Annotated in this window: 28 protein-coding genes; 12 read left to right on the top strand and 16 right to left on the bottom strand. The window is 70.7% G+C overall.

All coding sequences use genetic code 11. The features are described 5' to 3' along the window. Window positions 1–20: 20 nt before the first annotated feature. Window positions 21–1,892 (top strand): excinuclease ABC subunit UvrC, encoded by a 1,872-nt coding sequence (gene uvrC, locus N2041_RS01285; protein ID WP_297675025.1) that lies wholly within the window; start codon window positions 21–23, stop codon window positions 1,890–1,892. Window positions 1,893–1,924: 32 nt separating this feature from the next. On the opposite strand, the gene N2041_RS01280 is transcribed toward uvrC, so the two are convergent. Then, the gene (locus tag N2041_RS01280) at window positions 1,925–2,137 is read right to left on the bottom strand and encodes a hypothetical protein (protein WP_297675023.1); all 213 of its coding nucleotides are present in this window, start codon (window positions 2,135–2,137) and stop codon (window positions 1,925–1,927) included. An 80-nt stretch (window positions 2,138–2,217) separates the two neighbouring features. On the opposite strand from N2041_RS01280, the gene N2041_RS01275 reads away from it, so the two are divergent. Genes N2041_RS01275 through N2041_RS01260 form a run of 4 tightly spaced genes read left to right on the top strand, consistent with a single transcriptional unit; the run spans window position 2,218 to window position 5,366 of the window. After that, the gene (locus N2041_RS01275) at window positions 2,218–2,841 is read left to right on the top strand and encodes a GDSL-type esterase/lipase family protein (RefSeq protein ID WP_297675022.1); all 624 of its coding nucleotides are present in this window, start codon (window positions 2,218–2,220) and stop codon (window positions 2,839–2,841) included. Window positions 2,842–2,890: 49 nt separating this feature from the next. Then, window positions 2,891–3,304, top strand: coding sequence for a hypothetical protein (locus tag N2041_RS01270; protein ID WP_297675020.1), 414 nt, complete (start codon window positions 2,891–2,893; stop codon window positions 3,302–3,304). Window positions 3,305–3,349: 45 nt separating this feature from the next. After that, the gene (locus N2041_RS01265; RefSeq protein ID WP_297675018.1) at window positions 3,350–4,684 is read left to right on the top strand and encodes a M20/M25/M40 family metallo-hydrolase; all 1,335 of its coding nucleotides are present in this window, start codon (window positions 3,350–3,352) and stop codon (window positions 4,682–4,684) included. A gap of 13 nt (window positions 4,685–4,697) precedes the next feature. Further along, on the top strand, window positions 4,698–5,366 hold the full coding sequence (locus tag N2041_RS01260; protein ID WP_297675015.1) for a LysM peptidoglycan-binding domain-containing protein: 669 nt from the start codon (window positions 4,698–4,700) through the stop codon (window positions 5,364–5,366). Window positions 5,367–5,379: 13 nt separating this feature from the next. Here the strand turns inward: N2041_RS01260 and N2041_RS01255 are convergent, their stop codons facing one another. The 3 genes from N2041_RS01255 to N2041_RS01245 all read right to left on the bottom strand — a co-directional run bounded on the left by N2041_RS01255 (window position 5,380) and on the right by N2041_RS01245 (window position 8,416). After that, window positions 5,380–5,652, bottom strand: a complete 273-nt coding sequence (locus N2041_RS01255) for a hypothetical protein (RefSeq protein WP_297675013.1) — start codon at window positions 5,650–5,652, stop codon at window positions 5,380–5,382. A 311-nt stretch (window positions 5,653–5,963) separates the two neighbouring features. Then, window positions 5,964–7,184, bottom strand: coding sequence for a CaiB/BaiF CoA-transferase family protein (locus N2041_RS01250; RefSeq protein ID WP_297675011.1), 1,221 nt, complete (start codon window positions 7,182–7,184; stop codon window positions 5,964–5,966). After that, a complete protein-coding gene (locus N2041_RS01245; protein ID WP_297675009.1) occupies window positions 7,181–8,416 on the bottom strand; it encodes a CoA transferase in 1,236 nt (411 codons plus the stop codon). Before N2041_RS01245 ends, N2041_RS01250 begins: the two co-directional genes overlap by 4 nt. An 80-nt stretch (window positions 8,417–8,496) precedes the next feature. Between N2041_RS01245 and N2041_RS01240 the strand changes: the two genes are divergently transcribed. The 5 genes from N2041_RS01240 (at window position 8,497) to N2041_RS01220 (ending at window position 11,383) form a co-directional block, all read left to right on the top strand. After that, a complete protein-coding gene (locus N2041_RS01240) occupies window positions 8,497–9,147 on the top strand; it encodes a nitroreductase family protein (RefSeq protein WP_297675006.1) in 651 nt (216 codons plus the stop codon). Window positions 9,148–9,167: 20 nt separating this feature from the next. Continuing rightward, a complete protein-coding gene (locus N2041_RS01235) occupies window positions 9,168–9,467 on the top strand; it encodes a SelT/SelW/SelH family protein (RefSeq protein ID WP_297675005.1) in 300 nt (99 codons plus the stop codon). Window positions 9,468–9,471: 4 nt separating this feature from the next. Next, window positions 9,472–9,996 (top strand): DUF402 domain-containing protein, encoded by a 525-nt coding sequence (locus N2041_RS01230; protein ID WP_297675003.1) that lies wholly within the window; start codon window positions 9,472–9,474, stop codon window positions 9,994–9,996. Window positions 9,997–10,054: 58 nt separating this feature from the next. Further along, window positions 10,055–10,813 (top strand): alpha/beta fold hydrolase, encoded by a 759-nt coding sequence (locus N2041_RS01225; protein ID WP_297675001.1) that lies wholly within the window; start codon window positions 10,055–10,057, stop codon window positions 10,811–10,813. 63 nt (window positions 10,814–10,876) lie between these two features. Then, the gene (locus tag N2041_RS01220) at window positions 10,877–11,383 is read left to right on the top strand and encodes a 4Fe-4S binding protein (RefSeq protein ID WP_297674999.1); all 507 of its coding nucleotides are present in this window, start codon (window positions 10,877–10,879) and stop codon (window positions 11,381–11,383) included. A gap of 59 nt (window positions 11,384–11,442) precedes the next feature. Here the strand turns inward: N2041_RS01220 and N2041_RS01215 are convergent, their stop codons facing one another. Further along, on the bottom strand, window positions 11,443–11,733 hold the full coding sequence (locus tag N2041_RS01215) for a 4a-hydroxytetrahydrobiopterin dehydratase (protein ID WP_297674997.1): 291 nt from the start codon (window positions 11,731–11,733) through the stop codon (window positions 11,443–11,445). 96 nt (window positions 11,734–11,829) lie between these two features. Here N2041_RS01215 and N2041_RS01210 point away from each other — a divergent pair, with 96 nt between their 5' ends. Next, window positions 11,830–13,584 carry an ABC transporter substrate-binding protein gene (locus N2041_RS01210; RefSeq protein ID WP_297674995.1) on the top strand — a complete coding sequence of 585 codons (1,755 nt, stop codon included), beginning with the start codon at window positions 11,830–11,832 and terminating at the stop codon, window positions 13,582–13,584. On the opposite strand, the gene N2041_RS01205 is transcribed toward N2041_RS01210, so the two are convergent. From N2041_RS01205 to N2041_RS01160, 10 genes are all read right to left on the bottom strand, one after another. Next, window positions 13,581–14,264, bottom strand: a complete 684-nt coding sequence (locus tag N2041_RS01205) for a winged helix-turn-helix domain-containing protein (RefSeq protein WP_297674994.1) — start codon at window positions 14,262–14,264, stop codon at window positions 13,581–13,583. The genes N2041_RS01210 and N2041_RS01205 overlap by 4 nt on opposite strands. Window positions 14,265–14,459: 195 nt before the next feature. Continuing rightward, window positions 14,460–14,753, bottom strand: a complete 294-nt coding sequence (flgM, locus tag N2041_RS01200) for a flagellar biosynthesis anti-sigma factor FlgM (protein WP_297674993.1) — start codon at window positions 14,751–14,753, stop codon at window positions 14,460–14,462. A gap of 50 nt (window positions 14,754–14,803) precedes the next feature. Continuing rightward, on the bottom strand, window positions 14,804–15,442 hold the full coding sequence (locus N2041_RS01195; RefSeq protein WP_297674991.1) for a sortase: 639 nt from the start codon (window positions 15,440–15,442) through the stop codon (window positions 14,804–14,806). 180 nt (window positions 15,443–15,622) lie between these two features. Beyond that, window positions 15,623–15,919 (bottom strand): hypothetical protein, encoded by a 297-nt coding sequence (locus N2041_RS01190; RefSeq protein WP_297674989.1) that lies wholly within the window; start codon window positions 15,917–15,919, stop codon window positions 15,623–15,625. Next, window positions 15,919–16,332 (bottom strand): flagellar export chaperone FliS, encoded by a 414-nt coding sequence (fliS, locus tag N2041_RS01185; protein ID WP_297674987.1) that lies wholly within the window; start codon window positions 16,330–16,332, stop codon window positions 15,919–15,921. The genes N2041_RS01190 and fliS overlap by 1 nt, the downstream gene beginning before the upstream one ends. A 72-nt stretch (window positions 16,333–16,404) precedes the next feature. Further along, window positions 16,405–18,765, bottom strand: a complete 2,361-nt coding sequence (gene fliD, locus N2041_RS01180) for a flagellar filament capping protein FliD (RefSeq protein ID WP_297674985.1) — start codon at window positions 18,763–18,765, stop codon at window positions 16,405–16,407. Between the two features lie 3 nt (window positions 18,766–18,768). Then, on the bottom strand, window positions 18,769–19,098 hold the full coding sequence (locus N2041_RS01175) for a hypothetical protein (protein WP_297674983.1): 330 nt from the start codon (window positions 19,096–19,098) through the stop codon (window positions 18,769–18,771). 132 nt (window positions 19,099–19,230) lie between these two features. Further along, a complete protein-coding gene (locus N2041_RS01170) occupies window positions 19,231–20,439 on the bottom strand; it encodes a flagellin (protein WP_297674981.1) in 1,209 nt (402 codons plus the stop codon). A 268-nt stretch (window positions 20,440–20,707) separates the two neighbouring features. Continuing rightward, the gene (locus N2041_RS01165; RefSeq protein ID WP_297674979.1) at window positions 20,708–21,901 is read right to left on the bottom strand and encodes a flagellin; all 1,194 of its coding nucleotides are present in this window, start codon (window positions 21,899–21,901) and stop codon (window positions 20,708–20,710) included. Between the two features lie 271 nt (window positions 21,902–22,172). Next, a complete protein-coding gene (locus N2041_RS01160) occupies window positions 22,173–23,717 on the bottom strand; it encodes a flagellin (protein WP_297674977.1) in 1,545 nt (514 codons plus the stop codon). A 242-nt stretch (window positions 23,718–23,959) separates the two neighbouring features. On the opposite strand from N2041_RS01160, the gene N2041_RS01155 reads away from it, so the two are divergent. Next, window positions 23,960–24,172 (top strand): hypothetical protein, encoded by a 213-nt coding sequence (locus N2041_RS01155; RefSeq protein ID WP_297674975.1) that lies wholly within the window; start codon window positions 23,960–23,962, stop codon window positions 24,170–24,172. Between the two features lie 3 nt (window positions 24,173–24,175). On the opposite strand, the gene rpe is transcribed toward N2041_RS01155, so the two are convergent. After that, window positions 24,176–24,841, bottom strand: coding sequence for a ribulose-phosphate 3-epimerase (rpe, locus tag N2041_RS01150; protein WP_297674973.1), 666 nt, complete (start codon window positions 24,839–24,841; stop codon window positions 24,176–24,178). Between the last annotated feature and the right edge of the window lie 14 nt (window positions 24,842–24,855).

The following is a 24,855-nucleotide window of genomic DNA, read 5'->3' as shown; positions in this document are numbered from 1 at the left end:
CCCCTCGCTACACTGGAACCGTGGCCTCCTCCACTATCTCCGAAAAGCTGCGGAAACAGCTCGCCGCGCTCCCGGCCCGGCCCGGCGTCTACATCATGCGCAACGCCGCCGGCGAAGTGATCTACGTCGGCAAAGCCGCGAAGCTCCGCGACCGCGTCCGCTCCTACTTCGGCTCGCCCCACGGCCTCGAGCCGAAAACCCGCGCCCTCCGCGAACAGGTCGACGATTTCGAGTACATCGTCGTCTCCAACCCCGGCGAGGCCCTCCTCCTCGAGGCCACCCTCATCAAGCGCCACCAGCCCTTCTTCAACATCCGCCTCAAGGACGACAAGCGGTACCCCTACCTGAAAATCGACCTCCAGAACCCCTGGCCCCGCGTCACCATCACCCGCCGCATCGAAAACGACGGGGCCCGGTACTTCGGCCCCTACGCCAGCGCCGGGTCCGTCCGCGCCGCGCTCGACCTCACCAAGAAGCTCTTCCCCTGGCGCTCCTGCACCAAGGAGATCACCGGCCGCGACCCGCGCCCCTGCCTCGACTACTACATCAAGCGCTGCATCGCGCCCTGCACCGCCTACTGCACGAAAGAGGAATACGACGAGGTCATCCAGCAGGTCATCCTCTTCCTCGAAGGCAAGGCCGACGACGTCCTCCGCCGGCTCCGCGCCCAGATGGACGAAGCCGCCGAGCGCCTCGAGTTCGAACGCGCCGCCCAGCTCCGCGACCAGCTCCGCGCCATCGAGCGCACCGTCGAGCGCCAGCACGTCGCCACCACCCGCCACGAGGACGCCGACGTCTTCGGCCTCGCCCGTGACGGCGACGACGCCTGCGTGCAGGTCTTCTTCATCCGCGGCACCCAGATGATCGGCCGCGACAGCTTCATGCTCGCCGGCGTCCGCGACGAGTCCGACGCCGCCGTCCTCGCCAACTTCCTCCTCCAGTACTACGAGGGCGCCCAGTACACCCCGAAGCTCGTCGCCGTTCCGCTCGAGCCCGACGACCGCGCCGCCATCGAAGCCCTCCTCACCGAAAAGCGTGGCGCCCGCGTCGAAGTCCGGGTCCCCGCCCGCGGCGAGAAGCGCCGCCTCGTCGACCTCGCCGCCGAAAACGCCCGCGAAGCCCTCGCCCTCGCGCGCGTCCGCTGGCTGGCCGACGCCAGCAAGACCGAGCAGGCGCTCGACCAGCTCCGCGAAGAGCTCTCGCTGCCTGCCGTCCCCCGCCGCATCGAGTGCTACGACAACTCGAACATCCAGGGCGCCAGCCCCGTCTCCAGCATGGTCGTCTTCGTCGATGGCCGCCCGGCGCCGAACCAGTACCGCCGCTTTCGCGTCAAGACCGTCCAGGGCGCGAACGACTTCGCGACCATGCAGGAGGTGCTCCGCCGCCGCTTCGGCCGCCACGCCCGCACCGCCGCCGCAGCCGCCGGCGATGAGGGCGAATCCACGGCGCCCGCCGCCGACACCTGGGACCTCCCCGACCTCGTCATCATCGACGGCGGCAAAGGCCAGCTCTCAGCCGCCCGCGAGGTCATGCAGGAGCTCGGCGTCCACCACATCCCGGTCGTCGGCCTCGCCAAGCGCCACGAAGAGATCTTCGTCCCCGATGACGACGAGCCGATCATCCTCCCGCGCGGCTCCGAAGCCCTGTTCCTCGTCCAGCGCATCCGCGACGAAGCCCACCGCTTCGCCATCACCTTCCACCGCCAGGTCCGCGGCAAGTCCAGTATCCAGAGCGCCCTCGACACCATCCCCGGCATCGGCCCGAAGCGGAAGAAGGCGCTTCTCAAGAAGTTCGGCAGCGTCAAAGCCATCCGCGAAGCCGACGTCGACGAGATCGCCGCCACCGTCGGCTTCACCCGCGCCCTCGCCGAGCGCGTCAAAGCCGAGCTCTAACTGGCCCCCTGCCAACAGCCAAACCGCCGAAACTACCAGCGGAACAGGCTCACGAGCCAGGCGCCAAATGTGACGAGCATCGCGACTCGCAGTACTGCGCCGATCGGCCAAAGCCCGGCTGCGTAAGCAACGTCCGCTAGCGTTCCCAGGATTCCTAGGATTACGAAGGTCAGGATCAGGCCCAGCAGGATTCCAGCTATCCGCGAACCGAACGACTTGCCCCGGCCATTACCGTAGCTCGTCATTGCTTCGCCTCCCTCGAAGGTACTGACGAGTGTGTCGTTCGAAGGCGACATCTCCCGTCGGATATCTGAAAATTCCAGCGGTGCCCCTCCGCCTCCTCCACCTCGGCGACTCGTACACCATCGGCGAGGGCGTCGCCTCGCACGAGCGCTGGCCCGAGCAGCTCGCCGCCCGTCTCCGCGCCGAAGGGCTCGACCTCGACCCGCCGCGCATCATCGCGACGACCGGCTGGACCACCGCCGAGCTCGCCACCGCTATCGACGCTGGCCCGCCGGCTGGCTCCTTCGACCTCATCACCCTCCTCATCGGCGTCAACGACCAGTACCGCGGCCTCCCGGCCGATGCCGCCTACCGCGGGCGCATCGATAGCCTCCTCCGCCGCGCCGTCAGTTTCGCCGTCGGCGATGCCCGCCGCGTCATCGTGCTCTCGATTCCCGACTGGGGCGTCACCCCCTTCGCGGCCGGCCGCGACCGCGCCGCTATCGCGGCCGCGATCGACACCTTCAACGCCGTCAACCGCGCCGCCGCGGAGGCCGCCGGCGCGGGGTGGCTCGACGTCACGGCGGTCTCCCGCGAAGCCGCCGCCGACCCGGCCCTCCTCGCGGCCGACGGCCTCCATCCTTCCGCGGCGATGTACGCGCGCTGGGTCGACCTCCTCCTGCCCCGCGTCCGCGCCATCCTGCAGCCCGCCGCACCCGGTTCTTGACCGCGAACCCATCGACGCGCGCCGCCGAATGTCCTACGGTGGAAGCGTCATGGCTGACCGCATCGAGCGCGAGATCGAAGAGCTGCTCGCGAAGCTCGAAAACGAGCTCCCCGAAGGCGGCCGCCAGCCGATCTCCCTCGAAGAGCGCCGCCGCCAGCGCAGGAAGCGCCGCTCCTTCCCGAAGCCGTCCCTCCCCGCCGTCAACCCCGCCTCCCTGCTCCTTTCCGGCGCCGGCATCATGATCGCCGGCCTCTTTCTCGCGATGTTCTGGTCTCCGCTCATCTGGCTCTCCTTCGCCGGCGTCGTCATTTTCATCGCCGCCTTCCTCCTCTCCTTCCGCAACCGCCCGGCAGGCGCGGCGCGCGGCGGCCGCCCGGGGCAGGTCTTTTGGCGGGACCGCTACATCGACTACGGCCCGCCCGACCGGGGCAGCCGCTTCAAGAACCCCTTCCGCCGCCGCTGACCGCCTTCCCGCGCGCTTTACGGGCCCTCCCCGTACCCTGCGAACGTGACTCGCCGCGCACCGTTCGCGCTCGTCGCGCCCGCCTTGCTGGGGCTGCTCGCGCTCGCCTGTTCCTCCAGTGACGCGCCGCCGGCCGCCGCCCCGGCCGACACCCCGGCACCCGTGGCCCCGGCTTCCCCCGCCGCCGCCACGCCGCCCGGCCAGCCGGCCGTCACCCCGCCGCACGGGCAGGCCTCCGGCCCCGAAGGCCACGACGGCGACCTCGCCTTCGCCCACGTCGAAGCCCTCGCCCGCGAGCCGCGCGTCGCCGGCACCCCCGCCGAGATCCGCGCCGTCGAGTACCTCGAAGCGCAGCTCGCCTCCTACGGCTACGAGGTCGAACGCATGCCGTTCACCTTCGAAAACGACCCGTTCAGCGTCGGCGAAGTCCGCCTCGACGGCCGCGCCATCGAAGCCCTGACCATGGCCGGCAGCCCCGGCGGCACCGTCGAAGCCCCCGCCATCGAGGTCGGCCTCGCCGACGATGCCGGCATCGCCGGGCGCGACCTCACCGGCCGCATCGCCGTCGCCGAGCGCGGCGTCCTGAATTTCGGCACCAAGTACGAAAACGTCGCCGCGGCCGGCGCTCTCGGGCTCATCGTCGTGAACAACCGGCCCGGCCCCTTCTCCGGCAACCTCACGCTGGCTGCCCGCTTCCCGGTCGTCTCGGTTTCGCAGGAAGACGGCGCCGCGCTCCTCGAGGCCGCCCGCGCCGGCCGAACGCTGACCATCGAGGCGCCCCCGACCGTCGGCGCCACGCAGGCGTACAACGTCATCGCGCGGCCGCCCGGCAACGCCTCGTGCGCCATCATCGTCGGCGGCCACTTCGATACGGTCCCCGGTGCGCCCGGCGCGAACGACAACGCCAGCGGCACCGCCAACGTGCTCGAACTCGCCCGCGCCTTTGCCCTCGGGGGTCCGAAACCGGGCCTCTGCTTCGCCCTCTTCGGCGCAGAGGAGTCCGGCCTCCACGGCAGCAAAGCCCTCGTCGAACGCCTCCGCGCCGCCGGCCAGCTGCCCCGCTACATGGTCAACCTCGATGTCACCGGCATCGGCCGCCAGGTCGAAGTCATCGGCGATACGCCCGCGGCCGCGCGCGCGATCGCGCTCGCCAGCGCCGCCGGCATCGAGGCGGTCCCCTCGCAGCTGCCGCCCAATTCCGGCAGCGACCACATGAGCTTCGCTGACGCCGGCGTCGAGGTCGTCTTCTTCACCTCGGGCGACTTCTCGACCATCCACTCCCCGCAGGACGTTGCCGCCGCCATCGACCGCAGCATCCTCGACCGGGTCGGCGACGCGGCCTACCTCCTCATCAGCGACCTCCTGCGCGAGGTTGACTGACCCGGTGCCCGGCATGAGCATGGAGTCCATGCGCCGCCCGCTCTCCAGCCGCCTCATCGCGTTCCTCACCGGAGCCGCGCTCCTCGCGGGCCTCGCTGCCGCGGCCTGCGGCGGCGGCGGCCAGCCCGAATCGGCCGCCGGCGAGCGCATCACCGACCCCGCGCGCGTCCCGACCGCCACGCCGATGCAGAACCCCGTCCTCTACCGCATCCAGGGCAACCAGGTCATCCTCGAGGGCGGCAGCCAGGCCGCCATCACCCCTGTCGGCGGCACCGCCACCGCCACGCCGCGCAAGACCTACACCGTCAAAGCCGGCGACACCTGCTCCGCCATCGCCGCCGCCGAAGGCATCAGCCTCGACGCCCTCATCAGGGCGAACCCCGCCGCCTGCGATAACCTCCGCGTCGGCGATTCGCTCATCATCCCTGCCCCGACGCCCACGCCCGTGACCGGCACCGCCGGCGGCCTCACCTCGAACCCGACCGTCCGGCCGACGCCCACCGTCCCGCGCTCCAGCGGCGGGTCATCCGGCGCTTCTGGCAAGGTTTACGTCGTCAAACCGGGCGATACCTGCGCCGACATCGCCGCCAGCTACGGCGTCACGGTCCAGCAGCTCATCGCGGCGAACGGCCTGACCGCCGATTGCCTCCTCCAGGTCGGCCAGGAAGTCAAGATTCCATAACGAAACCCGACCCTCAGCGGACCGCAGCCGCGTCCCGTTGCGCCGTCTCCGCGCGCCCGAGCGCCGCAGCCAGCCGCTCCGGGCTGAGGCCCGCCCGCCGCGCAGCCGTCAGCACCGGCGCCCCGAGGTCGTCCCGGTCGACGCCGAGCGCGCTCACCTCCCGCAGCGGCACGTGCCGCGCCCGCAGCAGCTCGTAGAGCGAAACACGGTTCGAACCTGCACCCTCGACCATCGGTGTCACCCCCAGCGATGGCGTCATCCTGCGGCCCGGCTGTGACGCCCGCATGACGGCGGCGTGAACAGCACATGTCGCAGGCTCCCACCGTACCCCCGCCGCCCGCTCCCGTCAGCCGCTGCTACCGAATCTTCACGCTCGCGCGTCCTTTCGCTGCGAATCGGGGCAAATACGTTCCCGAATCACCCGGATCGCACGGGCCGCGCCGAAAGAAGAAAGAAGGAGGGCCCGGCGGCACCGAACGCCGGGCCCTCACACTGCAGCGCGCCCGGAGGGGACAGGGGAGGCGGCTGCCTCGGGAACGTCCCGATGGCCACAGTGTCCCGAATCCCGATGAACTCCCCGTTATCGCCGCGTATCGGTCATGTTTCGACCCCGAGCCACTCCCGCAGCACCTCGGCCGTGTGCTCGCCGAGCTTCGGTGCCGGCCGCCGCAGCGCCCACGGCGTCGCGCTGAACCGGTACGGCGCCCCCGGCATCCGCACCGGCTGCCCCTCCCGCCCTTCCCCCTCGACCTCGACCCAGAACCGCCGGTCCTCCCAGTGCGGGTCCGCCAGGTTCTCCTCCGGGCTCCGCACCACGCCCCACGCCTGCCGGCGCTCCTGCCCGCCGCGATACACCTCCTCCGCCGGGTGCGCCGCGATGAACCGCTCGAGCTCCGCGAAGATCTCCGCCGCCTCCGGGCTCCCCCGGCCCGGCTGCCGCGCCGCCGGGTCGTCGAACCGCGGCTCGTCGAACTGCCCGCCGAACCCCTTCGACTGGAACCACGCCTTGATCCGCTTCCAGCTCGCGTTGTCTCGCCCCACCCCGAAAATCAGCGTCCACCGCCCATCGGCCGCCCGCTGGAGCCACCGCTCGGTCCGGCTCGCCGCGGCGTGCCGCCCCGTCTGCCGGATGACGTTCACGCGCTGCGTGAACCAGTACGGCAGCGCCACCTCGGTCGTGCTGCTCACGGCCTCGTGCACCGAACAGTCGATGAACTGGCCCTCGCCGGTGCGGTCCCGCCAGAGCAGCGCCGCGAGGATGCCCTGCACGGCGTAATGGCAGCCCGTCGCGTAGCCCTGGTCGCCGTGGCCGCGGATGGGCGGCGCCCCGGGCGCGTCCTCCGGGTCGTAGCCGTTCATCATCATCGCTCCGCCGAGCGCCAGCGAAACGAGGTCCGTCGCCGCGAACGCCGCCCACGGCCCGTCCTGCCCGAACGGCGTGATGGCGCACCAGATGAGCCCGGCGTTGGCCGCCCCGAGGGCCCGGTAGCCCATCCCCGACGCGTCCAGTTCGCCCGGCCGCCGGTCCTCGATGACGATATCGGCCGCCGAGACCAGCCGCCGCCACGTCTCCCGGTCGCCGTCCTCGCCGAAATCGAGCACGACGGACCGCTTGTTCGTGTTGCCGTACCAGAAGCTCAGCGATCGGTTCGGCCCCGGCACGTCGTCCACGAACGGGCCCACCCGGCGCGCCTCCCCGCCGTCCGGCGGCTCCACCTTCACGACGTCGGCGCCCATGTCGGCCAGCAGCTTGCCCGCGTACTGCCCCATCGGCCCGCACAGCTCGAGCACCCGCAGCCCGGTCAGCGGCCCGCTCACATGAACACCCCCATCGCCTCCAGCTCCGCGTACTCCTCGGCGCTCATGCCCAGCGTGCCGGTCATCACCTCGAACGTGTGCTCGCCCATGAGCGGCGAGGCCGTCCGGTTCGTTCCGGGCGTCCGCGACAGCCGCGGCGCCACGCCGTCGAATCCCGACTCGCCGAGCTCAGGATGGGGCATCGCCGTCCACCAGCCGCGCGCCCGCAGCTGCGGGTCGCGCTCTACCCGGTCGCCCGCCGTCTGGCACACGCCCGCCGGCACCCCGGCGGCCTGCAGCGTCTCCATCACCGCCTCGGCGTCCCGCTCCCGCGTCCACTCCGCGATGCGGGCGTCGAGCTCGTCCTCGTGCGCGAGCCGCCCCGCGTTCGCCGCGAACCGCGCGTCGGCGGCCCAGCCCGGCTCGCCCATCGCCCGCCGCATCGCCTCCCACTCCGCATCGCTCCGCACCGCGACCGCGACCCAGCGGTCCTCCCCGGCGCACGGGTACGTGTTGTGCGGCGCGATGCGCGGCTCCCACGCCCGGTTCCCCGGCGGCATCCCCTCCCGCAGCCAGCTCCGCCCGTTCACCGTGAAATCCAGCACCGCCGGCCCGGTCAGCACCATCCCCGTTTCCACCTGCGCGATGTCGATCGCCTGCCCCTCGCCGGTCCGGTTCCGGTGATGGAGCGCCATCATCACCGCGATCGCGGCGTAATACCCCGCCGTATGGTCGAGATACGAATACCCCCAGCCGGCGGGCGGCTTGCCCGGCAGCCCCGACATGAGCGTCAGCCCGCTCAGCGCCTGCGCCGTCGGCCCCCACGTCGTGAAATGCCGGTCCCGGCCCGTATGGCCGAACCCCGAAATCGAGCAGTAAATCACGCCCGGGTTGATCCCCCGCATCGCCGTGTAGTCCAGCCCCCACGACTCCAGCACGCCGCTCGAAAAGTTCTCGATGACCACGTCGCTCACGGCGATGAGCCGGTGCAGCACCTCCATCCCCAGCGGGTGGCGGACGTTCAGCAGCACGCTCTTCTTGTTCCGGTTGAAGTAGTTGAAAAACCCTGAGTTGTTCAGCGTCGGCCGCTCGCCCGCGATCGGCCGCCCGAACCGGATCGGGTCCGCCGCCTGCCCGTGCTCCACCCGGATGACCTCGGCCCCGAAATCCGCGAGGATGCGCGTCGCCGTCGGCCCCGCGATGACCCACGTCAGGTCGCACACCCGCACCCCGGCCAGCGGCAGCTCCGACATCGCCGGCGGATTATAGCGGCCTCGCGCCTGCCCGCTGACCCTGTAGGATCGGGCCCACAGCCACCCGACTGGAGTATCCCGTGTCCGAACCGGCCGTCGTCGAACCCGACATCTTCGAAGTCATCGGCACCCAGCGCGCCATGCGCCGCCTCAAGCCGGACCCCGTCCCCGAGGAGTACATCAAGAAGATCCTCTGGGCCGCGACCCGCGCCCCCAGCGGCGGCAACCGCCAGAACTGGCGCTGGCTCGTCATCACCGACCCCGCGAAAAAGCAGCAGCTCCAGCAGTGGTACAAGGAAGGCTGGGACCGCCTCGTCGCCAGCGGCTACGGCAACCGCCCCGGCCTCCCGCCCGATGAAGCCGCCAGCAACGAGCGCGTCATGCGTTCCGCCCAGTACCTCGCCGACCACCTCCACGAGGTGCCGGTCCTCATCCTCGCCTGCGTCCTCATGGACCCCGGCTCCCGGCCCGATATCACCGCCGGCTCCAGCATCTACCCCGCCGTCCAGAACCTGATGCTCGCAGCCCGCGCCCTCGGCCTCGGGACTGCCCTCACCACGCTCCACCGCTTCCGGCAGGACGACGTCCGCAAGCTCCTCGGCATCCCCGAGACCGTCGAAACCGCCGCCCTCATCCCGGTGGGCTGGCCCCGCGGCAAGTTCGGCGCCGGCTTCCGCAAGCCCGTCGAAGACGTCACCTACTGGGACCACTGGGGCAACAAGCGCCAGTAGCCCGTTCCCGGAGCCCGGCCGTGTCCACCCGCCTCTCCGTCACCATCACCTACTGCCGCCGCTGCAACTTCCTCCCCCGCGCCCTCTGGACGGCGCACGAGCTCCTCCACACCTTCGGCGACTACATCGCCGACCTCCGGCTCGTGCCGGCCGGCGGCGGCGACTTCGACATCGACGTCGATGGCGAACGCGTCTTCTCCCGCCGCGCCGCCGGCCGCTACCCCGAAATCGCCGAGCTGAAGGAGGCGCTCGCTGCCTGCCTCGAGCCCGCCGAGGCGGCCGGCCTCAAGCGCCACCCTCACCCGGCGCCGGACGCCTGAGCCCGTGCCGAACCCGGTCGTGGTCCGCAAGCTCAAGTACGGCGGCGCCGTCCGCTACGAATGGGAGGGCGACCTCGTCGATGCCCGCGGCGGCGACTGGCTCGTCGTCCTCCACGACGCCGAACGCCACCGCAAACTCCCGCCAGATGCGGACGAGACGCCCGGGTTCGGCATTCACTGCATCGGCCTCACCGGTCCCCTCACTGTCCTCCACTGGTTCGACCCCCTCGGCCGCTTCGTCGACGCCAAGTGCGATGCTGCCCTCCCCGGCCGGCTCTCCGGCCGCACCATCGACTTCGTCGACCTCGACCTCGATGTCATCGTCCTCCCCGGCGGCCACCACTACGTCCGCGACCGCGACGTCTTCGAAGCCCGCGCCACCGAACTCGGCTACCCGCCCGGCGTCCGCCGCGCGGCGTGGTGCGGCATCCTCCGCGCCCTCCGCATGGTTCGCCTCGGCCGCTTCCCGTTCGACGGCACCGCCGAGGCCATCCTCGGCCGCGAACTCGCCGCCCGCGGCCCGCTCTGACGCGCTGCAGCCGCCCGCGTAGAATCCCCGCCACCATCCCCCGAGCCCGGAGGCCCCCGTGCCCTTCATCGACCGCGACGGCGTCCGCATCTTCTACGAAGCCCACGGCGAGGGCCCGCCCGTCCTCCTCAGCCACGGCTACTCCGCCACCTCCCGCATGTGGCAGGGGCAGGTCGAGGCCCTCGCTCCCCGCTACCGCGTCATCACGTGGGACATGCGCGGTCACGGCCAGTCGGACAGCCCGGATGACCCGGCCAGCTACTCCGAAGCGCACACCGTCGCCGATATGGCTGCCATCCTCGATGCCCTCGGCATCGAACGCGCCGTCATCGGCGGCCTCTCCCTCGGCGGCTACATGTCGCTCGCCTTCCACCTCGCTCACCCGGCGCGCACCCGCGCCCTGATGCTGTTCGACACCGGCCCCGGCTACCGCAACCCGGCCGGCCGCGAAGCCTGGAACCGCACCGCTGAAGCCCGCGCCGCCGCCTTCGAAACCCGCGGCCTCGAGGCGCTCGGCCCCGGCGCTGAGGTGCGCATCGCCCAGCACCGCAGCGCGAGGGGGCTCGCTCTCGCCGCCCGCGGCATGCTCGCCCAGTTCGATGCCCGCGTCATCGAATCGCTCGAAGGCATCCGCGTCCCCACCCTCGTCCTCGTCGGCGAACGCGACGAGCCGTTCCTCGGCGCCACCGACTACATGGCCGCGAAGATCCCCGGCGCGCAAAAGGTCGTCGTCCCCGGCGCGGGCCACGCCGCCAACATCGACAACCCCGCCGCCTTCAACGCCGCCGTCGAGGCCTTCCTCGCCGCCCTCCCCTGACGCGCCTCACCCCGCCCCGCCATGGTATCCTGACCTCCACACCCGCACGCAGGGGGACGCTTCGTGCCCTACTCCATCGTCGAAACCTGCATCGGCTGCACCGCCTGCACCAAGCGGTGCCCGACGAACGCCATCACCGGCGAGCGCAACCAGCTCCACGTCATCGACCCTACCCTCTGCATCGACTGCGGCGCCTGCGGCGTCGTCTGCCCGCCCGAAGCCATCCTCGATACCTTCGGCAACGTCTGCCGCTCCTACAAAAAGGACCAGTGGCCCCGCGCCGTCGTCATCGAAGAGAAGTGCATCGGCTCTGGCTGCGAGCTCTGCATCAACATCTGCCCCTTCGACGCCCTCAGCCTCCAGCACACCGACCGGATCGACGACTTCTTCGGCGTCTCCACCGTCGATGAAAAGAAGTGCACAGGCTGCCGCCTCTGCGAAGACGTCTGCGGCTGGGACGCCATCCACATCTTCCCGCTCAAGAACGAGGTCGTGAAAGACTTCTCCGAACTCACCGAAGAAGAGAAGCAGATCGTCACCCGCGCCCGCAAAGCGCTCGGCGTCATCTAGGCTCCCGCCGTCGGCAGGCATCGCGGCCGCCCCCGTTCGGGGGCGGCCGTTTCGTTCTTTCAGCTCGCGGCCAGCTCCTCGATTCGCCGCGCCAGCCCGATGTCGCGCTCCGTCACGCCGCCGGCGTCGTGCGTGCTGAGCCGGAACTCTACCCGGTTGTACACCCACGCCACCTCCGGGTGGTGGTTCATCACCTCGGCCGCCGCCGCGACTCGCACCACGAACCCGAGCGCCGCGATGTGGTCCGCCAGCCGGAACGTCTTGCGGATCGCGTCCGCCCCCTCCGCTTCCCAGCCCGGCAGCGCGCCGAGCGCCTCGCCGATCGCCTGCTCCGTCAACCGCTGCGTCATCTCCCCGGCTCCTTTCCCCCGAATCTGTCGAAATCTGCCGTCTGAACCGGCCGTTGCCGGTCCATAGCGGCACCTCGCCATAGTATGAAAGCCAGCATGACATCGGAACCGTCCCCGCGCGGGCGAACCATCTCCCGCCGCCGCCTCCTCGGAGCGGGCGGCGCGCTCCTCGGCGCGGCTGCCGCGGCCGCGGCCTGCTCCCGCGGCGGGAGCCCGCAGCCCACGCCCTTCGGCCCGTCGCCGACGCCGGCCGGCGACCCGACGCGGGCGCCCTCGCCCTCCCCGACCGCCCTCTCCAGCCGCCACGGCCACACCCTCCGCCATACCGGCTTCGTCGAGCGCGACGCCTTCGTCGACCCGCACAAGACCCAGGCCGGCCCCCTCCATGGCCACCAGGCGATGATCTTCAGCCGGCTCCTCACCTACCAGGACCAGGCCCAGGGCACCATCGCCGCCGACCTCGCCGCTGCCTTGCCCGAACGGCCCGACCCGCTCACCCTCGTCTTCCGCATCAACCCCCAGGCCCGCTGGCACGACCTCCCACCCCTCAACGGCCGCCCTGTCACCGCCGACGATGTCAAGTTCAGCATCCAGCGCCAGCTGAGCGGCGACACCACCTTCGTCCGCGCCCCCCAGTGGTCCGTCGTCGACAGCCTCGAAGTCACCTCGCCCCAGGCGATCACCGTCAAGCTCAAAGCGCCCATCGCGGCCGCCCACCACCTCTTCGCCGACGTCGCCTCCTTCATCGTCGCGCCCGAGCTCGCGCCCGACGGCCAGGAGATCAGCCTCGATCGCCAGGTCGGCAGCGGCCCCTTCCTCTGGGTCGAATGGAGCGACCAGCGCTTCGCCTCCGTCCGCCGCAACCCCGCCTGGTTCGGCGGCGACCGCCGTCCCTACCTCGACGGCATCTCCCTCGTCCAGCCCCGCACCACCTCCGAAGTCGAAAGCGGCCTCCGCACCCGCGCGCTCGATGTCGCCGTCGTGAACCGCACCCTCGCCGACCACCTGAAGCGCGCCCTGCCCCAGCTCGTCGAATACACCGTCGGCCACTCGATGTTCTTCAGCGTCCGCTACTCGCTGGTCAACCACCCCTACAACGACCAGCGCTTCCGGAACGCCGTCACCTGGGCGCTCGACCGCCGCGAGATGGTCCGCAAGTTCTTCGATGGCTCCGGCGGCCTCAGCCCCTGGGTGAGCTGGCCCGTCTCCCGCTGGACGCTTCCCGAGAGCGAACTCACCGTCATCCCCGGCTACCGGCCCGGCGACGGCGGCCGCGAAGCCGACCTCCGCGAGGCCCGCGCGGCGCTCGACGCCTTCCGCTCCGAAAAAACGCTCCCCGCCGACCCGCTCCCCCTCTTCGTCGTCGATGCCACCGAAAGCGCCATCGGCCTCGGCTCCGTCATCCGCGACCAGCTCAAAGCCGCGCTCGGGCTCGAGATCCGCGTCGTCCCGATGCCCCTCAGCCAGCTCGTCGGGCTGCTCCTCTCGGCCGAAGCGCCCTTCGCCGCCGGCCCCGATACCGGCTGGATCGACCTCGACGACTGGGTCTACCCCTACTTCCACAGCGCCGGCACGCGCAACAGCTTCCCCCTCCGCGACCCGGACCTCGATGCCCTCATCGAAAAGCAGCGCCTCGAACTGAACGAAGCCGCCCGCCGCGACCTCGGCTACGAAATCCAGCGGCGGATCCTCGCCCTCAACCCCGGCGCGAACCTCGTCAGCGAGCGCGTCGTCGCCCTCGCCTGGCCCTACGTGAAGAGCTACCCGCTCGATACCACCGACGGCTACCAGGACCGCTTCGCCAGCTGCTGGATCGACGCCAGCGACCCGACCTTCCGCGGCCGCGCCTAGCCGGCCCGCACCTCGAACCGGTAGCCCGTCCCGCGCACCGTCCGCACCGCGCGCCGCTGGCCCGTCTCCGCCAGCTTCCGCCGGATGTTCGAAATGTGCCGGCGGAGAATCTGGAGCGACCGCTCGTCGACGTCCAGGCCCCAGCCGCGCTCGATGATGTCCGCCGCGGGGACCGTCCTGTTCGGCCGCGCCAGCAGCAGCGAGAGCACCTCCGCCTCGCGCTCGGTCAGGTCGATATCGCCGCCCGGGCTGTGCAGCCGCAGCCGGACCGGGTCGAGCTCGAACGGCCCCGCAACGACCGCCTCCGCGCCGGCAACCCCTTCCCGCGCCAGCTCCCGGATCCGCCGCTCCACCGCCGCGCTCGCCCGGCTCCCGCGCACGATGCCGTCCACCTCCGGCCGGAACGTCGCCGGGATGGTGAGGCCCGGCGCCTGGGGGTCACTCACGTACAGGACCGGTACGAGCCGCCACCGGCGGTGGACGTGAAACGCGGCGGCCAGCTCCGCCTGCTCCTCGGCCGGCATCCCGCAGAGCACGAGCAGGTCGAAGACGTCCGCTGCGGCACGCTCGAGGGCGGCCTCCGGGTCGCCCGTGAGGTGCGCTTCGAGCCCGTCGCCCAGCAGCGAGCGCCCCTCGAGCGCGCCCGGCAGCCCCCGGTCGATGATCAGCACCCGCGGCATGGCTGGAATCGTCCCCTCCTGGCGAATCGCGCCGGCGCCAGGCCCGGCATTCGGTGCAAGTTCAACCATCCCCCTCAGGCTACCCCCGCCGCGCGCACCGCCGGCATCAGGGCAACCCCCGTTTCGCGCCCGGGAGCCGCTGCAACGGCCTCCGTCAGGTCCTGCACCGGAACCTCGCCCGCGTGGGCGAACCGCTCAGCTCGTGCCTTCCGGGTCGAAGCCCCCGCGCTCCATCAGCTTCCGCGCGATCTCGCGCGGGTCCGGCTGATACCGCCCCTCGGCGATCGCCTTGCGGAGCGCCGCGATGCGCAGCTCGCGCACGTCCGGCGCCGCCTGCACGGCTTGGAGCGCTCGCGCCAGCTCCCGCGCATCCTCCGTGATGCCCGCGCGGTCGGCCGGCTCGGGCGGCGGCGCAGGGCGCGGCCCCCGCAGCGGCGTCGGCTCGAACGAAACCCCACGGGTGCTCCCCGTCCGTCGTACTCCGGTCATGCGCAGCTCCTCTCAGGCATGAGGCCTCTCCTCCCCATCGCTGCCCCGGCTCAGGCCGGGTCCCCCGGCGAAACCTCGCCGACCAGCCGCCCGGTGACCACCAGGCGGTGCCGAAGGTCCGGCGTACAGGTGACGAGCGTCACCGTCGCCCGCGCATCCGAACGCAGCACCTCGACCGCGTCCGGGTCGACCACTGCAATCGATTCTACGATGTACCGGTATCCCCGTTCCCCCGCATACACCACCACCGCATCCCCGGCCTTTACCCGGTTCAGCGTCGCGAACACGGCGAGGTTCCGCCGGTCCGCGACCGAAACGTGGCCGCTGATCACCATGTTCCCCGGCTGGCCCGGCATCGCCGAATCCAGGTGGTGGCCCGCCGCGTGCCAGGCCGTCTCCCACCGCGCGACGCCGTCCTCGATGACCACACCCACCTCGACGACGGGCGCATCGATGCCCGCCGTCGGGACCACGATGCGGGTCGGCAGGCCCCCGTTCGAGACCGCGCGCACGGCTGCCGGCGCCGCCGCTGGGGCCTCCCGCCCGGGCAGCGTCGCCGCCTCCGCGGGGCCCGCCGGCGCGGGCCGCTCCTGTTGCCCCCCGAACCACGCGATCGCGCCCGCCGCGAGCACCATGCCCGTTGCAACGAGGGTCGAGGCCCGCTGGCCTTTCGCCGCTTTGCCCGCCATAGGTCTCCGGTTCCTCCGTAGGCTGCGCGCTGTCCAGAGTGTCGGCACTCACGGCCGCAATCTTGATCGCCGGCAGGTTGTCGGTCAGGCGCGATCCGATGACGCCGCGGTGACGAACCGGTGACCTGGCCGCTTCTTCACACGCGGTCATCGCGGGCTTTCGGACCGTTTACGCTCCGCTTACGCGCCGGCCCGGTAGGCGGCGCTCCCCGCCTGCCCGTCGCGCAGCCGCCGAATCCGCCCGCCCAGCGTTTTCAGCTCTTCATCGATGAGCCGGCCGGCCGCCGCATGGATCGCCAGCAGCTCGTCGACGAGCCGGGCATCGCTCGCGCGGAGGTCCGCCCCGGCCGCCGTGCAGGCCGCTGCCAGCTCCGCATCCAGCGCTTCGAGCCCCTCGAACTCCCCGCCGGCCTCCAGCAGCCGCAGCCGCTCCCGTGCCAGCTCCAGCGCCCGCTCGATGGCCCGCTCGCCCGGCATCAGGCCGCCGCTTCCGCGCCCCGCGCGGCGCCGCCCTGGGCCTGCGCCCGCAGCTGCGCCGTCGCCGTCTTCCACGCCTCGCCGATCTGCCCGATGTGCCGCTCCACCTCCTCGAGCTTCTCGAGGTCGCCCAGCGAGGCCTCCACGATCCGCCGCAGGCAGTAGGCGTAGATCGCCGCGAGGTTCTCCGCCAGTTCGCCCTGGCTCATGTCGAGCGTCGCCCGCAGCTCCCCGATGATCAGGTACGCGCGGTTCGTCTCGTCGTTGAACCCCTGCCGGTTGCCGTTCTCCCAGTGCAGGCGCGCCTTCCGCAGCGCCTTTACCGCCCCGTCGAAGAGCATCGTCGTCAGCGTGACCGGGTCAGCGGTCAGCGTCTCCACGGTGCGGTAGGCGGCGTACGGGTTGCTGGTCATCTGGTGGTACTCCCTCGTGCGTGTCGTTTCAGTTGTCGGCCGAAATCAGCGCCCCTGAATGGGCATCACGCCCTACTTCTGCCCGTTGTTCGCGGCCAGCTGGTTCGCCAGCTGCTGCAGGCTCCCGAGCACGCTCTGCGCGCGCGCCTGCGCCTGCTCCATCGCCGCGAACTTCCGCCGCAGCTGCTCCATCTCGGCCTCGATCCGCTTCTCCAGCGTCGCAATCCGCTCCGAGATGTCCGAGCCGATGCGGTCATAGGTCGCTTTCCGCTTGTCGAGCGACCCGCCGATGCCTGCCTGGTTCTCCGCGAACCGCTTCAGCCGCTGCACCACGCTCTCGGCCGTCGCTCCCACGGTGATCGTGTGCGAACCGGCCTGCAGCGTCGGCCCGGCCGTCAGCGTCAGCCCCGGGATCAGGTTCCCGTTCGAACCGTTCGGCGCGATTGTCCCCGACGACGAAATCTGCGGCCCGCCGTTCGCCGGCGTGAACACCGCCGTCAGGTTGCCCGCGCCGTCGTCGGTGATCGCCCACGTCCCGGGCTCCTGCCCCGCGTACGTGCCGCTGATCCCCGACAGCGACCCGGTTCCCCCCGGCTGCAGCGTCGCCGAGAGGCTCAGCCGGCTGAGCAGCTCCTGCACCCCGGCCTGGTTCGTCCGCACCGCCTCCGCGAACTTCGCCTCGTCGAACTGCAGCGTGTTCGTCGTCCCGACCGCCGACCCGATCGCCCCGAACGTCAGCCCGATTTGCGACAGCGTGGTGAACCCGCCCTGCAGGTTCGTCCCCGGGCTCGTGATGATGCTCCGCAGGTCCGATTTCAGCTGCCGCAGCGACGAATCGCCGCTCAGCGGCCCCGACTGGTTGTTCGTCTTCGAACCGTCCGCCTTCGTCGCGGCGTCGATCGCCTTCATCACGTTGTTGAACTCGGTCACGAACGCCTTGATCGCGTTCGCTGCCGACGTCGTGTCCTGCCCGACGGTCACCGTGACCGGCGCGGTCGTGACCTCCTTCAGCGTCAGCGTCGTCCCGCTGAACGTCACGGCGTTTGAGGCTGACTCCTGCACCGGTCCCCCGTCGATGCTGTACTGCGCGTTCTGCCCGGCCGTCACCGTCCCGGTCGTCAGCCCGAGCTTCGCCGCGAGGTTCCCGCCCGGCGCATCTTCGACCGTGAGCATCAGATCGCCCGTCGCCTTGTTCTGCAGCCGGACCGTGTCCGTGAGCGAGTCATACCGCGCCGTCACGCCCGCGCCGCTCGCGCTGATCCGCGCGATGACGTCCGTCAGCGAATCCGTGGCTGCGTTGTAGCTGATGCTCACCCCGTTGATCACGATCGCCTGGTCGCCCGCATTCGGCGGGCCGCCGTTCAGCCCGGCATCCTGCAGCTTCGCCGCCGTGCTGAGCCGCGCAATCGGGTTCGCGCTCGAGCGCGTCGTGCCCGGCGCCGAGGTCAGCAGCCCCGTCACCGCGAGGAAGTTCGAGGTGTCGCTGCCGCTCCCGAACGAAATGTTCCCCTGTGTCGAGGTCACCGTCAGGATGTTCGGCCGCCCGTAGCTGTCGTTCGCGAGGCTCGCCGTCACCCCGATGCCGCTCGCGTTGATGTCGGCGATGACATCGTTCAGCGTCATCTGCTTCGTGAACGCCTCGCCCGTGCGGGTCGTGCCCGGCGCCGAACTCAGCAGCCGCATCGCCGAGAGGAAGTTCGAGGTGTCGCCGACCCCGCCGACGATCACGTCGCCGCTGCTGGAGGTCAGCTGCAGCCGGTTCGCGCGCCCGTTCGCGTCGTTCACGATGCTCGCGGTCAGGCCGACTCCTGCGCTGTTGATCTGGTTCACCACGTCGTTCAGCGAATCCGTCGTGACGTCGATCGAGATGACCGCCGTGCCGCCGCCGGTCGTCCCGACGGTGAACGTGCCGCTCGTCACCGCCATGTCGATGTTCGCCGACTGCAGCGAAACGCTCGCCTGCGCCGCCGCCGGGCCCACCGTGAAGGTCTGCGAACCGCCGAACTGCGTCGCAATCGTGAACGTCCCGTTCGTCGGCGCCGTCCCGAAGTTCGACTGGTTCATCGGCTTCGTTGCATCGAGCCCCGCCGAGATCGGCGTGCCCTGCAGCCGGGTCGCCGTCGCCAGCTGGCTGACGCTCACCGTGAAGCTCCCGGGCTGGGCGCCCGGCAGCGCCGCCGCCGCGACTGCCGTCCCGCTGGACGTTGCCGTCATCCCGCTGACCGATTGCGGCGCGGCCAGCGCCTTCACCCGGTCGAGGAAGGCCCGCATCGCCGTCTGCACGGCGTTGACGGCCGCCTTCCGCGCCTGGTTGTCGGCCCCCTTCTGTTCGAGCAGTGTCACCTGCCGCATACGGATGGCCGTCAGCTGCCTGATGACGGCTTCCGTGTCGAAATTCGCGTAGAACCCGCCGATCCGCACCGGGTCGCTCATCGCCTAACCTCGCCGTTCCAGCAAAAGTCCTCCGGCTGCCTCTTCGCTCGCCAGCCGCCACAAGTCTTCTGCCCTCACCCGCGCGATGACGTCCCCCGTCCGGGCGTCGCGAACCTGGATGGCGACCATCATCCCTTCGTGGTCCACGACGTACTCCAGTTCCAGCGTCCCCGGGTCGTGGCCCGGCGCCAGCATCCGAATCATCCGCACCCGGTTGCCGCCGTCCTGCCGGGGACGCGGCATCCGCCGGTCGCGTCCGCCGCCCTGGCTCCACGACGCCGGGGCCGGCGAAATCCCCACCGGGGCGATGCCTTCGAGTCTAAGCTCGCGCATGGCGCCGTTCCTTTCCGGAAACTACCTGATCATCGGCCCGCCGCTCCCCCACCTTGAGCCGCGGCCGCCGGACGAAAACGGGGCCCCCGGGTGTCGACCCGGGGGCCCCTCAGCTGGAGCTCAGCCCGCTGCCTAGCCGCGGAGGAGGCTGAGGATGCTCTGCGCCGACTGGTTCGCCTGCGCCAGGACGGCCACGCCGGCCTGCTGCAGGATCGTCTTGCTCGCGAGCTCGCTCGAGAGCTGGGCGACGTCGGCGTCGCGGATGCGGCTCTCGCTGGCCGTCAGGTTCTCGACGGCGACGCCGAGGCTGTTGACGGTGTGCTCGAGGCGGTTCTGGGCGGCGCCGAGGTCGGAGCGGCGGGTGTTGAGGGTCGTGATCGCCGCGTCGATCTGGTTGATGAATGCCTGGGCGGCCGTGTTGCTGGCCACGATGGTGGAGGCGGAGGTCCAGTCGACGCCGCCGCCGGTGAGGAGGTTGAGGCCGGTGGCCTGGGTGGCGCGGACGTCATTGAAGGAGACGTTCATGACGTCGTAGGCGGTGGTGTTGGCGCCGACCTGGAGGGCGGCGGCGCCGGAGCCGGTGACGACGACCGAGCTGTTGCCGGAGGCGGTCAGGCCGGCGCCGATGGCGTCCGCGCTCATGCCGCCCGAGGACGCGATCTTCAGCGAAATGCCCAGCTGGTTGAAGTTGAGCGTCGTGGTGCCGTTGGTGCCGATGGCCGAGAGGGTGATGACCTGCGCCTGGCCGGTTGGCCCGGTGAGGGTCAGCTCGTCCGTCGAGGTGTTGTAGCTGAACGTGTACGTCCCGGGCTTGGCGCCGGCGACGTTGATCTCGGTGACAACGCCGGAGTCGGTGCCGTCGGTGATGGTCTCGTTAAGCACGAGGTTCGAGGCCGCGGTGCCGCCGAGGTTGCCCGTGAGGGCGCCGGTCAGGAGGTTCTGGCCGTTGAAGTTCGTCGCGTTCGCGATCCGGTCGATCTCCTGCCGCAGCTGGATGAGCTCCGTGCCGATCGAGGTCCGCGCGGCGGTGTCGTAGGTGTCGTTCGCGGCTTGGACGCCCAGTTCGCGCATGCGCTGGAGGATGGAGTGGATCTCGTCCATGGCGCCTTCGGCGGTCTGGATCATCGAGATGCCGTCCTTGGCGTTGCGGATGGCCTGGCTGTTGCCGCGGATCTGGGCGCGCATCTTCTCGGAGATGCCGAGGCCGGCGGCATCATCGGCGGCGCGGTTGATGCGGTAGCCGCTGGAGAGCTTCTCCAGCACCTTCCCCATCTTCGCGTTGGTGATGCTCAGGTTCCGGTTCCCGTTGAGCGCGGCGATATTGGTGACGATTGACGACATGTAACCTGTTCTCCCCTTCGTTGTTCCCCCGGCGTTGCCGCCGGCGCCACCTCGGTGGCGTTGGTGTCAGCTTGGGTATCGCCCGGTAGCGAACCGGCGTCGGGGGGCGATTTCGGGGACACCCGGTGACGGACCGGTTGCGATGGTGGACGGATCGGGGCCGCCGGGTGGCCATTCGGTGAACGCGGCGCACGCCGCCCGGCGCACCGAAGCGGCCCTCCCGTCACCGGGAGGGCCGCCCAAGGGGAATGCCGGCGTTACGGCTGGCTTACCGGAGGAGGCTCAGGACCGCCTGGCTCGACTGGTTCGCCTGCGCCAGCACCGCCGTGCCCGCCTGCTGGAGGATCTGGCTGCTCACCAGCTGCGTCGAGAGCTGGGCGACGTCGGCGTCGCGGATGCGGCTCTCGCTGGCGGTGAGGTTTTCGACGGCGACGCCGAGGCTGTTGACGGTGTGCTCGAGGCGGTTCTGGGCGGCGCCGAGGTCGGAGCGGCGGGTGTTGAGGGTCGTGATCGCCGCATCGATCTGGTTGATGAAGGCCTGGGCGGCGGTGTTGCTCGCCACGATGGTGGAAGCGGAGGTCCAGTCGACGCCGCCGCCGGAGAGGAGGTTGAGGCCGGTGGCCTGGGTGGCGCGGACGTCGTTGAAGCTGACGTTCATGACGTCGTAGGCGGTGGTGTTGGCGCCGACCTGGAGGGCGGCAGCGCCGGAGCCGGTGACGACGATGGTGTCGTTGGCGGCGGCGGTGAGTGCGGCGCCGATGTTGTCGGCGGTTTCGCCGGCGGTGGAGTTGAGCTTGATGGAGATGCCGAGCTGGTTGAAGTTGAGGGTCTGGGAGCCGTTGGCGGCGATGGCGGAGACGGTGATGACCTGGGCCTGGCCGCTGGGGCCGGTGAGGGTGAGTTCGTCGGTGGTGGCGTTGTAGCTGAAGGTGTAGGTGCCGGGCTTGGCGCCAGCGACGTTGATTTCGGTGGCGATGGCCGCGCCGACGGCGTCGTTGACGACGAGGTCGGTGCCGGTGGCGCCGCCGAGGGTGCCGGTGAGGGCGCCGGTGAGGAGATTCTGGCCGTTGAAGCTCGTCGCGTTCGCGATCCGGTCGATCTCCTGCCGGAGCTGCATGATCTCCGTGCCGATCGAGGTCCGCGCCGCGCTGTCGTAGGTGTCGTTCGCGGCCTGGACGCCCAGCTCGCGCATGCGCTGGAGGATGGAGTGGATCTCGTCCATGGCGCCTTCGGCGGTCTGGATCATGGAGATGCCGTCCTTGGCGTTGCGGATGGCCTGGCTGTTGCCGCGGATCTGGGCGCGCATCTTTTCGGAGATGCCGAGGCCGGCGGCATCATCGGCCGCGCGGTTGATGCGGTAGCCGCTGGAGAGCTTCTCCAGCACTTTCCCCATCTTCGCGGCCGTGATGTTGAGGTTGCGCTGACCGTTCAGGGCAGCAACGTTCGTGACGATCGAAGACATCCTGCGTCTCCCCTTCCGTCGTGCTCCGGGGGAAGCCCCGGGCCCTGCCCCGCGTGGTTTTGGGCAGGCGTGACGCCTTGGTTATCGCCGCCGTCACGAACGATTAGGGGTGCAGGACGGGAACCGCAGGGGAGACGCCGGTGACGATTCCGTGCTCCCGGTGGATGACGGGTGGCAATTCCCCCGCCTGTCACCGGCGCACACGGGAAACGGGGAGGTCACCCTGCGTGACCTCCCCGTCCCGGGAGAGCGGCCTCGATCAGTCCGCGGATTAGCGCTGGAGCAGCTGCAGCACCGCCTGCGGCGTCTGGTTCGCCTGCGCCAGCACCGCCACGCCGGCCGACTGCAGGATGTTCGACGCCACCAGGTCGCTCGAAAGCTCGGCGATGTCCGCATCCCGGATGCGGCTCTCGCTCGCCGTCAGGTTCTCGACCGCCACGCCGAGGCTGTTGATCGTGTGCTCGAGCCGGTTCTGCGCCGCGCCGAGCGTGCCGCGCCGGCTGTTCAGGGTCTGGATCGCCCCGTCGAGCGCGCTCATCAGGTTGTGCGCGTCCTGGATCGTCTTCACCACCTGGTCGCCCAGCACCGTGATGAGCCCCGTCGGCCCGCCCAGCTTGTACGCCGGCGAACCGAGGTTCTCGCTCAGCATGCTCACGAACTCCAGCTGGAGCGTATCCGGCACGTTCGCGCCCACCTGCAGGGTCGACGTGTTCCCCGTGCCTTCGATGATGACCGTGTTGTTCGTCGCGCCGGTCAGGTCGGTGATGACCTGCGCCGCCGTCCGCCCCGCGGGGCCGGTCTGCAGCGTCACGCTCACGCCCAGCTGGTTGAAGTCCAGCGTCCGCGTTTCGTTCGGCGCCATGTTCGTGATCGTCAGGGTCTGCGAGGTTCCGTCGGCGCCCGTGAGCGTCAGCTGGCCGGCCCCGGGCGAGGTGAAGGTGTAGGTCTGCGGCCGCGCGGTCGTCGCAGTGATGGTCGTCGCCGTGAGTCCGTTGATCGAGAGGTTCGAGTTCCCGCCCACGGCCATGTCCGCGAGGAAGCTCGTCCAGTTGTAGGCGCCCGGGTCCGTCGTAATCGTCAGCGTGAAGCCGTTGCTGAACACCACCGAGCCCGCCGAGCCGCCCGGGATCGTCGACCCGGAGGCGAACCCGGCCGCCGTCGCGACGAGCGTGCCGCTCGCGCTCCCCAGCCGCATCTCGAGCACGCCGCCGTTGTTCACGAAGACGTAATCGCCGGCCGGCGCGGTGCTGAAGGTCACCGTGCGAGTGCCGCCCGAGGGCAGCGGGTCGCCCGAGACCAGGTGCGTCGCGGCGGCGCCGGCGTTCGCGTAGCCGATGGTTTCCCCCTGCACGAGGTTCGCGGCGGCCACGCCCGCCGAGACGCTGGAAAGCGCGCCCGTCAGCACCTTCTGCCCGTTGAACTCCGTGCTGTAGGCGATCCGGTCGATCTCCTTCCGCAGCTGCACGATCTCTTCGCCGATGCTCGTCCGCTCCGGGCCGTTGTCGGCGTAGGTGCCGTTCGCCGCCTGCACCGCCAGCTCCCGCATCCGCTGCAGGATGGCGTGCACTTCGTCCATCGCGCCTTCCGCCGTCTGCAGCATCGAAATCCCGTCCTGCGCGTTCCGGAGCGCCTGCTTGTTCCCCCGGATCTGCGCCCGCATCTTCTCGCTGATCGCGAGCCCCGCCGCATCGTCCGCCGCCCGGTTGATCCGGTAGCCGCTCGCCAGCTTCTCCAGCGTCTTCCCCATCTTCAGGCCCGTCTTCGCGAGGTTCCGCTGCCCGTTGATGGCGCTCACGTTCGTCATGATCCGAGTCATCGTCGTGCTCCTTCGCCGGTCCATGCCCGGCCGGCTGGTGATGTCGCCCCGGCGAGGTTGCCGCCCTCCCGGGCCTTCTACGGTGACAATCGGGTGAACACGGTGGAGATTGAGTGACAATCCGCCCGCCGCCGCGAAATTCAGGGTTTCGCCCGATGGGCCCGCTTTCGCGGCCCTCCGGCCCCCGCACGCCTCATGGCGCTGTGGCACACTGGCAGTACCCGCCCGACGGAGGACCGCCGATGCGCACCACCGACGACTGGATCGCCCGCCACGTCCCCGATACGCAGGAAGCCGTCCGCCAGGCGCTCGACATCCTCGAACGGTACGGCTACACCGCCGGCGACCTCGACTATCTGCTCTACGAAGGCCAGGCCCACGAGCGCGACACGGAGCTCGAGGAAGCCATCGGCCTCCTCGCCCGCCTCCGCGAGGCCGGCATCACCATCCGCTGAGCGCTACAGGCCCGAAACCGCGCGGCGCAGCTCCGCGAGGTTCTCCGCGACGCTCTTCTCGGCGTTGTAGACCGAGCTCCCGCACACCAGCACCGTCGCCCCCGCGCGGACACAGTCGCCGGCGTTGTGCGCCTTCACCCCGCCGTCGATTTCGATGTCCGCCGCGAAACCGCCCGCGTCGAGCAGCCGCCGGATCTGGGCCACCTTCTCGAGCTGCCGCCGAATCATCTGCTGCCCGCCCCACCCCGGGTTGATCGTCATCACCATCACCTGGTCTGCATCCGGCAGCGATTCTTCGATTGCCGCCACCGGCGTCCCGGGGTTGATGCACACCCCCGCCTTCTTCCCCAGCCGGTGTATCGCGTCCAGCGTCCGGTTGATGTGCGGCGACACCTCGATGTGCACGTTGATGATGTCCGCCGTCTCCGCGAACTGGTCGATCAGCCGCTCCGGCTCCACCGTCATCAGGTGGATGTCGAATGGCAGCGAGGTCACCTTCCGCAGCGCCTCCACCACGAGCGCGCCGAACGTGATGTTCGGCACGAACCGCCCGTCCATCACGTCGAGGTGCAGCATGTCCGCGCCGCCCGCCTCCGCCGCCCGCACTTCGTCGGCCAGCCGCCCGAAATCCGCCGTCAGGATCGACGGCGCCAGCTTTACCATCGCCATGGCCGACTATTCTA

This window comes from Tepidiforma sp. (assembly GCF_026419595.1).
In the GTDB taxonomy this organism is placed as follows: Bacteria; Chloroflexota; Dehalococcoidia; order Tepidiformales; family Tepidiformaceae; genus Tepidiforma.
This window is presented reverse-complemented; position numbering and strand designations above follow the sequence as displayed.

Excerpts from the sequence above, each read along its gene's own strand:
- N2041_RS01280 (WP_297675023.1), bottom strand. The coding sequence starts at position 2,137 with ATGACGAGCTACGGTAATGGCCGGGGCAAGTCGTTCGGTTCGCGGATA.
- N2041_RS01270 (WP_297675020.1), top strand. The coding sequence starts at position 2,891 with ATGGCTGACCGCATCGAGCGCGAGATCGAAGAGCTGCTCGCGAAGCTC.
- N2041_RS01260 (WP_297675015.1), top strand. The coding sequence starts at position 4,698 with ATGAGCATGGAGTCCATGCGCCGCCCGCTCTCCAGCCGCCTCATCGCG.
- N2041_RS01255 (WP_297675013.1), bottom strand. The coding sequence starts at position 5,652 with ATGCGGGCGTCACAGCCGGGCCGCAGGATGACGCCATCGCTGGGGGTG.
- N2041_RS01245 (WP_297675009.1), bottom strand. The coding sequence starts at position 8,416 with ATGTCGGAGCTGCCGCTGGCCGGGGTGCGGGTGTGCGACCTGACGTGG.
- N2041_RS01215 (WP_297674997.1), bottom strand. The coding sequence starts at position 11,733 with ATGACGCAGCGGTTGACGGAGCAGGCGATCGGCGAGGCGCTCGGCGCG.
- N2041_RS01210 (WP_297674995.1), top strand. The coding sequence starts at position 11,830 with ATGACATCGGAACCGTCCCCGCGCGGGCGAACCATCTCCCGCCGCCGC.
- N2041_RS01205 (WP_297674994.1), bottom strand. The coding sequence starts at position 14,264 with ATGCCGCGGGTGCTGATCATCGACCGGGGGCTGCCGGGCGCGCTCGAG.
- flgM (WP_297674993.1), bottom strand. The coding sequence starts at position 14,753 with ATGACCGGAGTACGACGGACGGGGAGCACCCGTGGGGTTTCGTTCGAG.
- N2041_RS01195 (WP_297674991.1), bottom strand. The coding sequence starts at position 15,442 with ATGGCGGGCAAAGCGGCGAAAGGCCAGCGGGCCTCGACCCTCGTTGCA.
- N2041_RS01190 (WP_297674989.1), bottom strand. The coding sequence starts at position 15,919 with ATGCCGGGCGAGCGGGCCATCGAGCGGGCGCTGGAGCTGGCACGGGAG.
- fliS (WP_297674987.1), bottom strand. The coding sequence starts at position 16,332 with ATGACCAGCAACCCGTACGCCGCCTACCGCACCGTGGAGACGCTGACC.
- fliD (WP_297674985.1), bottom strand. The coding sequence starts at position 18,765 with ATGAGCGACCCGGTGCGGATCGGCGGGTTCTACGCGAATTTCGACACG.
- N2041_RS01175 (WP_297674983.1), bottom strand. The coding sequence starts at position 19,098 with ATGCGCGAGCTTAGACTCGAAGGCATCGCCCCGGTGGGGATTTCGCCG.
- N2041_RS01170 (WP_297674981.1), bottom strand. The coding sequence starts at position 20,439 with ATGTCGTCAATCGTCACCAATATCGCCGCGCTCAACGGGAACCGGAAC.
- N2041_RS01165 (WP_297674979.1), bottom strand. The coding sequence starts at position 21,901 with ATGTCTTCGATCGTCACGAACGTTGCTGCCCTGAACGGTCAGCGCAAC.
- N2041_RS01160 (WP_297674977.1), bottom strand. The coding sequence starts at position 23,717 with ATGACTCGGATCATGACGAACGTGAGCGCCATCAACGGGCAGCGGAAC.
- N2041_RS01155 (WP_297674975.1), top strand. The coding sequence starts at position 23,960 with ATGCGCACCACCGACGACTGGATCGCCCGCCACGTCCCCGATACGCAG.
- rpe (WP_297674973.1), bottom strand. The coding sequence starts at position 24,841 with ATGGCGATGGTAAAGCTGGCGCCGTCGATCCTGACGGCGGATTTCGGG.